The 2,442-nt window shown below is 37.9% G+C and carries 3 protein-coding genes; all 3 read left to right on the top strand.

Annotated elements, in window-relative coordinates:
* On the top strand, positions 1-1,173 hold a 1,173-nt coding region (locus AC3AX0_RS11575), incomplete at its 5' end, for a [Fe-Fe] hydrogenase large subunit C-terminal domain-containing protein (RefSeq protein ID WP_487550438.1).
* A gap of 4 nt (positions 1,174-1,177) precedes the next feature.
* The gene (locus AC3AX0_RS11580; protein ID WP_487550439.1) at positions 1,178-1,513 is read left to right on the top strand and encodes a serine kinase; all 336 of its coding nucleotides are present in this window, start codon (positions 1,178-1,180) and stop codon (positions 1,511-1,513) included.
* A complete protein-coding gene (locus AC3AX0_RS11585; RefSeq protein ID WP_487550440.1) occupies positions 1,513-2,205 on the top strand; it encodes a PHP domain-containing protein in 693 nt (230 codons plus the stop codon). The genes AC3AX0_RS11580 and AC3AX0_RS11585 overlap by 1 nt, the downstream gene beginning before the upstream one ends.
* Positions 2,206-2,442 lie beyond the last annotated feature (237 nt).

The following is a 2,442-nucleotide window of genomic DNA, read 5'->3' on the forward strand; positions in this document are numbered from 1 at the left end:
GAAGCCATCAGGGTTGTAAACAATAAGGCAATAATAAATATTGAAAAATGCATACACTGCGGTGAATGCATGAGAGTGTGTCCGTATAATGCATATGAGCCAAATACTGACAAGCTTCAAGATATTGACAAGGACAAGATATCAATTGTTATACCTTCAGTTGCCGTCTATGGACAGTTCGGACATGGAACCGAAATATGCAAGATACACAGATCCTTGCTTACCATTGGATTTGACTATGTATATGACGAAAGCTGGGGAGCTGATTTGGTATCAAAGGCCATAGGCAAGAAGCTTAAGGGAAAAAACAATCCCAAACCTTTGATTAATTCAAACTGTCCTGCAGTTATAAGACTGATTAAGGTTAAATATCCATCCTTGCTGGAACATATGATTGAAATACAGTCTCCCATGGAGATAGCCGCAAGGCTGGCCATAAAAAAAGTAAAGGAAATATTCAAGAAATCAAACAAACCTATAGAGGTTTTTTACATATCACCCTGTCCTGCCAAGGCAATTAGTGTCATAAAACCTATTGGGGCAAGTAGATCCAGTATAGACAAGGTTATTTCCTTCAAGGAGATATATGGAGACCTGGTAAGGGCTATTAAGATACAGGACGACATGTGTTTTTCAACACCATCCCTAACTGGACTTCAATGGTGTATTTCCGGAGGGCAGGCCAAGGCTGTAAATGCGGACAACAGCATAGCTGTTTCCGGTATTGAAAATGTAATGAACATTCTTGATGAAATAGAGCTAGGAAAGCTTGGTTATGTCGACTTTGTAGAGCTTATGTCATGTAACGGAAGCTGTGTTGGAGGATCCTTTAACTTTGAAAATCCTTTTGTTGCAAAAAACAACATTAATTATATAATCAAAAATACTGACGATTCTATGATTCTTAATGATGACCTGGAAAAATTCGAGGAATTTGAAGAGCTTGGATATTTTGAAGATGAACTGGATCTTAAAGATATCATTGAAAGAAAGATAGACCTCAAGGCGGCTGTCAGAAGGATGGAGGAAATCGAGAAAATATATGGTATACTTCCAAGACTTGACTGTGGTTCATGCGGATCGCCTACATGCAGGGCACTAGCCGAGGACATTGTTGACGGAATCAATGAATTGGACAGCTGCGTAATACTAAAATTGAGAAATAGGAGCTGATATTATGAAACTCAGTACAATAATAGAAGAACTTGAACTTGAAATAGTAACAGGAGAAACAGGAATAAGAAATATCGAGATTGAAGGAGTGTATATAGGAGACCTTCTTAGTCTTGTAATGGCAAAGGCAAAACATGATGAAATATGGATTACTATCCAGACACATATAAATGTTGTTGCAATTTCAGACCTTCTTGATCTGGGGGCAATTCTTATTGCTGAAAACATGGAAATAGATGAAGACACCATTGAAAAGGCATTAGATATGGAGAAGGTTGTACTGAAGTCTAAATTACCAGCCTTTGAACTTGCCTGCAGGCTTCATGGCCTGGGAATGTAGTGAAGCTTTACTATGATCTGCACATCCACTCGGGATTGTCTCCCTGTGGAGAAAATGAGATGACTCCAAATAATATTGTGAACATGTCTCTTATAAAAGGATTGGACATAATATCAGTCACAGATCACAATACAGCCGAAAACTATCCGGCTATAAAGGCTGTTGCCGATAAGGCTGGTATGAAAGTGCTGCCAGGGATAGAGATTACCACGAGAGAAGAGGTTCATATTCTTGCCTATTTCAACACTTATGAAGATGCAAAGCTTATATCCGACAAGCTATACGAAGCATTGCCGGATATAAAAAACAGACCTGAAATTTTCGGGGAACAGTTAATCTATGATGAAATGGATAATGTCAAAGGGAACCTTGAAAAGCTTCTCATTAATGCTACAACTTTTACAGTAAAGAATGTCATAGAAATGGTAAAGGCTGTTAAGGGAGTTGTGATACCTGCCCATGTTGAAAAGAAAGCCAATGGAATCATTGGAGTACTTGGATTCATACCGGTGGAATACAAATTCGACTTCATAGAAGTGAAGTCAAAGGAGTATGAAAACAGATTCATAGAGAAATACAAAAAAATCTACAATTCAGACGCTCACAGACTGGAAGATATATCGGAGACGGAAAATTATTTTGATTGTGATGACGTGGAATCGATGATAAAATATATTGGAATTGGAAAGTAGGAGATATCCTGCTTTTTATTTTGTACGGATTAAAAAAGTTTGCAATAACCTCTTACTCTGATGGTGTGATTATTGTAGCTTTATTATGGAGGTATCAATTGAAAAACAACTATATTCTTTTGTTTGTTGGAGTCGTTCTTTCTGCTACATCATCTGTGTTTGTCAAGTTTGTTGACGTCCATCCCTTTGCAGTATCATTTTACAGGGTGTTTTTTGCGGGGGTGTTCTGGCTCATTG

The sequence above is a fragment of the Dethiosulfatibacter sp. genome, from assembly GCF_983023055.1.

Bases quoted from the DNA above. Each gene is read 5' to 3' on its own strand.
- AC3AX0_RS11580 (WP_487550439.1), top strand. From the start codon at position 1,178: ATGAAACTCAGTACAATAATAGAAGAACTTGAACTTGAAATAGTAACA.